This window comes from Lysobacter sp. Soil_C_15 (genome assembly GCF_057657315.1).
The window spans coordinates 741,254-748,576 of the sequence record NZ_JBDGIR010000001.1; the positions used below are offsets into that span (position 1 = coordinate 741,254).

Sequence of the window (7,323 nt, forward strand, 5' to 3'; positions counted from 1 at the left end):
GCCTGCCGCATTGCGGCAACCGGCAGTGAACCAGGCTTCAGGCGCCCGCGGCCAAGCTGCCGCGGGTGCCGCGATACGACCGCGTCCGGCGCCGCCTGCCCCCGTCCCTCCCCACTCCGCCGCAGCTTCCATGACCATCCTCGTCACCGGCGCAGCCGGCTTCATCGGCGCCAACGTCTGTCGCGCCCTGCGCGCCCAGGGCCGCGCCGTCGTCGGCCTGGACAACTACAACGACTATTACGACCCCCAGCTCAAGCGCGACCGCGTCGCCGCGCTGTGCCCGCAGGTCGACATCCGCAGCCTCGACCTGGGCGACCGCGACGGCCTGGCCGCGCTGTTCGACCAGGTCCGCCCGGAACGGGTGATCCACCTCGCCGCCCAGGCCGGGGTGCGCTATTCGCTGAGCAACCCGCACGCCTACGTCGACAGCAACCTGGTCGGCTTCGTCAACCTGCTCGAGCTGTGCCGGCACCGCGGCGTGCAGCACCTGGTCTATGCCAGCTCGTCCTCGGTGTACGGCGACTCGGCGGTGCCGCCGTTCTCGGAAGACCAGCGCATCGACAAGCCGCGCTCGCTGTACGCGGCGACCAAGGCCGCCAACGAGTTGATGGCCTACACCTACGCCCAGCTCTACGGCCTGCGCGCCACCGGCCTGCGCTTCTTCACCGTCTACGGCCCTTGGGGCCGGCCGGACATGGCGCCTTTGCTGTTCTCGCGCGCGGTCCTGGCCGGACGCCCGATCGAGGTGTTCAACCACGGCAAGATGCGCCGCGACTTCACCTTCATCGACGACATCGTCGCCGGCGTGCTCGGCGCGCTCGACCACCCGCCGGCCGAGGCCCCGCCGCACCGGGTGTTCAACCTCGGCAACCACACCCCGGTCGAGCTGGAGCGCTTCATCGGCGTGATCGAGGCCGCGGCCGGCAAGCCGGCGCAGAAGGTCTACAAGCCGATGCAGCCCGGCGACATGGTCGAGACCATGGCCGACACCGCCCGCGCCCAGGCCGCGTTCGGTTTCGAACCGGCGACGTCGATCGAACGCGGCCTGCCGCTTGTGGTCGAATGGTGCCGGACTTATTTCGGCGAGAATGCCTGATCCAGCGGCCCGGCCTGCTGCGCGGAAGGATCCGCCGGCCGGACCGCCTCACGGCGCGGCAACGTACCGCGCCAGTACGATTCGCCCCTCTCTCGCGGGAGCGGGCGGCCCATAAGAAAGGCCCGCGGCGGCCGCGGTTTCCGTTGCAACAGACGGCCCCGGCCCCGAGCGCCCAACGCGAGTTTCCGAGCCATGACCCAATCGCCCCAGCTGTCCGTCGTCGTCCCGGTGTTCAACGAGCAGGACAACGTCGCGCCGTTGATCCAGGAGATCACCACCGCCCTGCGCGGCCGCGCGCCTTCCGATGGCGGCGATTTCGAGATCGTCTACGTCGACGACCACTCCCGCGACGGCACCCTGGCCGCCTTGCAGGCGCTGAAGGCCGGCGTGCCCGAGCTGCGCGTGCTGCACCACGTGACCCAGAGCGGGCAGAGCACCGCGGTGCGCACCGGGGTCAAGGCCGCGCGCGGCGCCTGGATCGCGACCCTCGACGGCGACGGCCAGAACGACCCGGCCGACATCCCCAAGCTGCTGGCCAAGCGCGCCGAGTCGGCGCCGGAGGTCAAGCTGTTCGCCGGCTGGCGGGTCAACCGCCAGGACTCGGGCAGCAAGCGCTGGGCTTCGAAGTGGGCCAACGCGATCCGCCGCCGGATGCTGCGCGACGACACCCCCGACACCGGCTGCGGGATCAAGCTGTTCGAGCGCGCGGCCTTCCTCGAGCTGCCCTACTTCGACCACATGCACCGCTACCTGCCGGCGCTGATGCAGCGCGCCGGCTGGAAGACCCTGAGCGTGCCGGTCAACCATCGCGCGCGCGGCGCCGGCGTGTCCAAGTACAACAACCTCAACCGCGCCCTGGTCGGCATCGCCGACCTGCGCGGGGTGGCCTGGCTGATCCGCCGCGGCAAGGTCACCGCGGTGGTCGAACGCTGAAGGCGCCGCCATGGACTTCATGAACTCGCCGATCGAGTGGCTGGCCTGGACCGGCCTGCACATGTCGCCGTGGAAGCTGATCGGCCTGGTCGGCGCGCTGATGTTCGGCGGCCGCTGGCTGGTCCAGTTCGTCGCCAGCAAGCGCATGGGCAAACCGGTGATCCCGCGCCTGTTCTGGTACATGAGCCTGGTCGGCAGCGCGATGACCCTGAGCTACTTCCTGTTCTCGCAGAAGCAGGACTCGGTCGGGGTGATCCAGAACCTGTTCCCGGCCTTCACCGCCGCCTACAGCCTGTACCTGGACATCAAGCACCGCGGCTGGCACCGCGACAAGGCCAGCCACTGAGGCTTCGGCCACTCGCGCGGCCGTCCCTGCAGGAGCGGGGTGAGCCGCGACCGCCCGCTAGCGGGCTGAGGCCACCGCTCCGGCCCCGACGACCGGATGCAGCAGCCCGTGGACGATCCGGGCTTCGGAGCCCGCGCGGTCGATCACCGCTGCGGCGGTCGCGGCTCACGCCGCTCCTACAGGGGGCCAAGCGCGTCGTTCTCAGAAATCGGCGAGAATTCGGACTGTTTCTTTGCTCTACCCAGCCAAGTGCTTGTCCGGGCATGGATTTGCCGGCATAATGCGCGGCTCGCTGCATCCGGCCCGTTCCCAGGAACGGCCGGGCGGTCCCGGAAACGCGATTCCGGGCCGCCGCGTGCAGCGCGGATTCCTGCCCGAATCGCGTGGCGCAAGCATCTGTCGATGCCGGTGCCGGGGCCGCCGCCTCCCTGGCTAAGGGAAGCAACCAACCTTTTGAGGTGCGCAATGTCCCGCGTATGCCAAGTAACGGGCAAGCGAACGACGACCGGCAACAACGTCTCGCATGCCATGAACAAGACCCGCCGCCGCTTCCTCCCCAACCTGCACGAGCGCCGCTTCTGGGTCGCCAGTGAGAACCGTTGGGTGAAGCTGCGCGTTTCCGCCAATGCCCTGCGCACCATCGACAAGAACGGCATCGACGCCGTCCTCGCCGAGCTCCGCGCTCGCGGCGAAAAGATCTGAGGAGGACTGAACCATGGCTTCCAAGCGCGACAAGATCCGCCTGATCTCGACGGCAAACACCGGTCACTTCTACACGACCGACAAGAACAAGAAGAACACCCCGAACAAGATGGAGGTCAAGAAGTACGACCCCGTCGTTCGCAAGCACGTGATCTACAAGGAAGGCAAGATCAAGTGATGCAATGGCGCGTTCGCGCTTAGCGCGTACGCCTTCGCCATCGCATCGTCCCCGCGAAAGCGGGGGTCCGGAGCCTTCGGAAAGAACCCGCCCTGCTGGCGGGTTTTTTCTTTTGGGGACTCGGGACTCGGGACTCGGGACTCGGGACTCGGGACTCGGGATCGATGATCGTGGCTTCAGGGCCAGGTCGGGACAACGCCCGCGGCGCCCGCACTTGCCTCAACGACGATGGGCGGTTCGACGACGCCCTCCAAGCCGTCATGCCCGCGCAGGCGGGCATCCAGAGACCTCAGCGCCATGCCCGGATAAAAACCCTGGATCCCCGCCTTCGCGGGGACGGCATGGGCCGGGCTGGCGCGGTCGTGGATCGACCTTGGCGATTCTCTCCAAGCCGAGCCGGCCGATGCCGGCTTCGACAATTTCGGCGCCCCGTCCCCGACGCCGCGAGGCCGCGCGATCCGCGGTCTCGCGACGGGCCCCGGATCAAGGCACGACGTTGCCGAAGAACGACTTCACCTGCGGCCAGATCAGCTGCATCTTGACCCCGCGGTTGGGCGCCTGCAGGTTGCAGCTGCCGCCGAAGTGGTGCAGCGCCACGGCCTTGTGCGAAGAGCGCGCCAGCACCGGCGAACCGGAATTGCCGCCCTCGGTGTCGCAGTAGTAGCCGGCATCGGTATCGGTGCCGTAGCCGTCCGCATCGGCATCGATGATCTTGCAACGGCCACCGCCGTCGCGATCGCTGACCACCGACAACTCCTTCATGCGCGTGGCCGGATGGCCGCTGATGTACATCTCTTCGCCGACCACCGGCTTGCGCACGTCCAGGCTGAGATAGCCGAAGCCGGAGATGGCGGCGGCGTTCTTCACCGTGAGCAGGGTGTAGTCCAGGGTCTGGTCGGTCTTGAGCATCTGGTCGCCGGCGACCTTGGTGACCGTGCCGCTGGCGGTGCCCGCGCAGGTGGTGGCCTGGTAGTTGAACCAGTACTCGGACGCGGCCACGTCGGCGGCGCTGTCGAGGCAGTGGTTGTTGGTGAAGACCCGATTGCCTGCGCCGACGCGCCAGGCCGTGCACCATTTGGTGCCGTTGAGCAGGATCAGCGCCACCGGCTTGGAGCGCGCGACCGCGGTCGCATCGGTGCCGGCGTAGCAGGCCACCGGACGGCTGTCCTTGACCCCGCAGATCGACTTCGACGAAGCGTCGCCGCCGAGCAGGCCGGCCTCGCCCAACTCGCCCATCAGCGGCTGCGGAAAGCCCTCGTCGTAACGGCTGACGCGCACGCCGTGGTGCGGCGCCCACGGCTCGGTCGGCGTTCCGACCAGGCGCAGCACCGCCGTGCTGCCGGCGACCGACATCGCGCCGAAACGGGTCTTGCCGTCTTCGCCCAGCGTCGCATCGACGGTGTGCCGGCCAAGGTCGCTTTGGCTATAGCGGTACACCTCGCGGCGTTGCGGGTCGGACACTTCCAGGGTCACGCCGGCGGGCAGGGCGAAGTGCTCGAAATGCACCTTGATGTAGGCCGCGTCCGCGGTGCGGATCTGCACCGGCTTGGACCACGCCGACTTCGACAAGCCCGCTTGCGGCCCCAGGCTGAGGGCGATAGCGCGGGTTTCGCCGGCGCGCAGCGGCGCCGGGCGCTCGGCGGCGAAGGCCGATGCGGTGGACAGGCAGGCGCTCACGAGCAGGCCGAGCGCGCAGGCCGGAAGGTTTGCGATGGACATCTCGTCTCCTTGATCACGATCCGGCGCTCACCGCGCGACGTCGATCGCCGCGCAGGCGCCGGGCACGAGCTTGCACAGCGACGGCGCCGCACAGGCGCGTCGAGCGCGGCCGAATCCGCGCATAAACGTGAACCGCATCGGATTCGAACGGCCGATATCCGGAACTTGAACGCAGCGCGCATCGCAGGTGTGCGCATCGACTGAACGCGCGACGCCGTCGCGAAGCGAGCCGACCGAGACCCGCGCCGCGATGCGCGCGGGCCAGGTTGATGAGCGAGCGCGCCGGTCGCAGCCGCGGCGGCGCAATCGCACTGGGCTGCTCGCTGCCGCTGCCGACACCGCTGCCGCCGACAGCAATACGCGCGGCCGCGGCGCCGGCATCGGCACCGCAGCCGCACGTTGGTTCAGGCGCTTCGGGCTACGGAATCACGCCGCCGAAATAGGTCGACACCTGCGGCCAGATCAGCGAGATCTTGGCGCCGGAGTTGAAGCAGCCGCCGAAGTGGTGCAACGCCAACACCTTGCCGCTGGAACGCGCGATCACCGGCGAGCCCGAACTGCCGCCTTCGGTGTCGCAGTAATAACCCACGTCGCTGTTGGGCGCGTTGCCGGTGACGCTGGGCGCGTCGACCCGGCACTTGCCGCTGCTGTTCTGGGTGTCGGCGATGCTGAGCTCCTTCATCCGTCCGCCCGGGTGGCCGGCGATGAAGATGCCTTCGTTGGCCACCGCCGCGCGCGGGTCCAGGCCGAGGTAGCCGAAGCTGGAGATGTTGGCGAAGTTCTTCACCGTGAACAGCGTGTAGTCCAGGGTGGTGTTGGTCTTCAGCATCTGGTCGCCGGCGACCTTGGTCACCGTGGCCTGGGCGCCGGTGCAGGTGCTGCGCTGGTAGTTGAACCAGAACTCGGCGCCGGCTACGCCGGCGGCGGTGCTGATGCAGTGGTTGTTGGTGAACATGCGGTTCTGCGCGCCCACCCGCCAGGCGGTGCACAGGCTGCCGCCGCTCATCACCGCGCGCGCCACCGGCTTGGAGCGGGCGTAGGCGAACGGGTCGCTACTGACGTAGCAGGCCGCGGCCTGCTTGTTGTCGGTGCCGCAGATCGACTTGCCGCCGACGTCGGTGCCGAGCAGGCCTTCGTTCTGCAGTTCCGGCAGCATGTCTTCCGGATAGCCTTCCAGATAGCGCGAAACCTTGATCCCGTGATCGGCGCGCCACGGCTCGCGCGCGGCGCCGACCAGGCGCAGCACCGCGACCGGGCCGGAGATCGACATCGCCGAGAAGCGGGTCTTGCCGTCTTCGCCGAGCTCGGCGGCGACGGTGTGGCCATCGCGGCGGTCGGCGCTGTAGCGGTACACCTCGCGCCCGTCCGGGCTGGCCACTTCCAGGGTGACGCCGGCCGGCAGCGAGAAGTGTTCGAAATGCACCTTGATGAAGGATGCATCGGGGGTGCGGATCTCCACCGCCTTGGCGCCGGCGTCGACGCCGGCACGGCCGACGCGGCCGGGCTGCGCGCCCAATTGCAGATCGACGGCGCGCACGTCGGCGATCTTGATCGGCGCAGGCGCGGTCTGCGCCGCGGCCGGCAACGCCAGCCCGAGGGCGGCGGCGAGCAGGGCGGGGGCGAGCAAGCGGGAAACCGGCTGGTTCGGCAGTCCGTGGTTCATTCGCGAATCCTCCTGTGGCGTGGTGGCGCGAAGGCAACGTGGAAGCGTGCGGGCGCGCGTCGTCGCGCCGCACCGGGACGGTCGGCGGACGAGCGTGGCGGTTGCTGCGCCGTGGGTGATCGGATGGCGCACGGTCCGGGTCGGCCGTGCGCGGGCGACCTTGGCAAATGCGGGCACGGCAAACCGTGACCGCGGTAGGCTCCGCGGCGCGCGAGCGCGGACGCATCGCGGAACCTTGATAGCCGGCTCAACCCGACTGTGGCGCGGGTAAGCGGCGTTCAGCGCGCCGGGCGCGGCCGACCCCACGATGCGGCAGGACAGCAATGCGCAAGCCGGTGGCAGTGCGGCGCGGACGCGGAGCGCAGCGCCGCACCGAGGCATGGCGCTGAAGTCTGTGGATGCCCGCCTGCGCGGGCATGACGGCTTGGGGGGGACTCGCCAACACCATCCACGACCGCGGCGGAACTCACCTACCGTCATCCCCGCGAAAGCGGGGATCCAGGGCTTCGTCGAGGCATGACGCTGAAGTCTGTGGATGCCCGCCTGCGCGGGCATGACGGCTTGGGGGGACTCGCCAACACCCTCCACGACCGCGGCGGAACTCGCCTGCCGTCATCCCCGCGAAAGCGGGGATCCAGGGCTTCGTCGAGGCATGACGCTGAAGTCTGTGGATGCCCGCCTGCGCG

The 7,323-nt window shown here is 69.3% G+C and carries 8 protein-coding genes; 5 read left to right on the plus strand and 3 right to left on the minus strand.

Annotated elements, in window-relative coordinates; genetic code table 11:
• The first annotated feature begins 130 nt into the window (after window positions 1–130).
• From AC3A57_RS03150 to rpmG, 5 genes are all read left to right on the plus strand, one after another.
• Window positions 131–1,096, plus strand: a complete 966-nt coding sequence (locus tag AC3A57_RS03150) for an NAD-dependent epimerase/dehydratase family protein (RefSeq protein WP_487577532.1) — start codon at window positions 131–133, stop codon at window positions 1,094–1,096.
• Window positions 1,097–1,288: 192 nt separating this feature from the next.
• Window positions 1,289–2,029 carry a glycosyltransferase family 2 protein gene (locus AC3A57_RS03155; RefSeq protein ID WP_487577533.1) on the plus strand — a complete coding sequence of 247 codons (741 nt, stop codon included), beginning with the start codon at window positions 1,289–1,291 and terminating at the stop codon, window positions 2,027–2,029.
• Window positions 2,030–2,039: 10 nt separating this feature from the next.
• Entirely contained in the window at window positions 2,040–2,375 is a 336-nt protein-coding gene (locus tag AC3A57_RS03160; protein ID WP_064746011.1) for a lipid-A-disaccharide synthase N-terminal domain-containing protein, read from the plus strand.
• Window positions 2,376–2,840: 465 nt separating this feature from the next.
• A complete protein-coding gene (rpmB, locus tag AC3A57_RS03165; protein ID WP_064746010.1) occupies window positions 2,841–3,077 on the plus strand; it encodes a 50S ribosomal protein L28 in 237 nt (78 codons plus the stop codon).
• 13 nt (window positions 3,078–3,090) lie between these two features.
• On the plus strand, window positions 3,091–3,255 hold the full coding sequence (gene rpmG / locus AC3A57_RS03170) for a 50S ribosomal protein L33 (RefSeq protein WP_064746009.1): 165 nt from the start codon (window positions 3,091–3,093) through the stop codon (window positions 3,253–3,255).
• 483 nt (window positions 3,256–3,738) lie between these two features.
• On the opposite strand, the gene AC3A57_RS03175 is transcribed toward rpmG, so the two are convergent.
• The 3 genes from AC3A57_RS03175 to AC3A57_RS03185 form a co-directional block, all read right to left on the minus strand.
• On the minus strand, window positions 3,739–4,974 hold the full coding sequence (locus AC3A57_RS03175; protein WP_487577534.1) for a trypsin-like serine peptidase: 1,236 nt from the start codon (window positions 4,972–4,974) through the stop codon (window positions 3,739–3,741).
• A gap of 27 nt (window positions 4,975–5,001) precedes the next feature.
• Window positions 5,002–5,286: a hypothetical protein gene (locus AC3A57_RS03180; RefSeq protein WP_487577535.1), complete on the minus strand. Its 285-nt coding sequence runs from the start codon at window positions 5,284–5,286 to the stop codon at window positions 5,002–5,004.
• Between the two features lie 106 nt (window positions 5,287–5,392).
• Window positions 5,393–6,637, minus strand: a complete 1,245-nt coding sequence (locus AC3A57_RS03185; protein ID WP_487577536.1) for a trypsin-like serine peptidase — start codon at window positions 6,635–6,637, stop codon at window positions 5,393–5,395.
• Between the last annotated feature and the right edge of the window lie 686 nt (window positions 6,638–7,323).

What these genes read in the sequence shown, in the direction of transcription:
- AC3A57_RS03185 (WP_487577536.1), bottom strand. Translation starts at nt 6,637, where the DNA reads ATGAACCACGGACTGCCGAACCAGCCGGTTTCCCGCTTGCTCGCCCCC.
- AC3A57_RS03155 (WP_487577533.1), top strand. Translation starts at nt 1,289, where the DNA reads ATGACCCAATCGCCCCAGCTGTCCGTCGTCGTCCCGGTGTTCAACGAG.
- rpmB (WP_064746010.1), top strand. Translation starts at nt 2,841, where the DNA reads ATGTCCCGCGTATGCCAAGTAACGGGCAAGCGAACGACGACCGGCAAC.
- AC3A57_RS03150 (WP_487577532.1), top strand. Translation starts at nt 131, where the DNA reads ATGACCATCCTCGTCACCGGCGCAGCCGGCTTCATCGGCGCCAACGTC.
- AC3A57_RS03160 (WP_064746011.1), top strand. Translation starts at nt 2,040, where the DNA reads ATGGACTTCATGAACTCGCCGATCGAGTGGCTGGCCTGGACCGGCCTG.
- AC3A57_RS03175 (WP_487577534.1), bottom strand. Translation starts at nt 4,974, where the DNA reads ATGTCCATCGCAAACCTTCCGGCCTGCGCGCTCGGCCTGCTCGTGAGC.
- rpmG (WP_064746009.1), top strand. Translation starts at nt 3,091, where the DNA reads ATGGCTTCCAAGCGCGACAAGATCCGCCTGATCTCGACGGCAAACACC.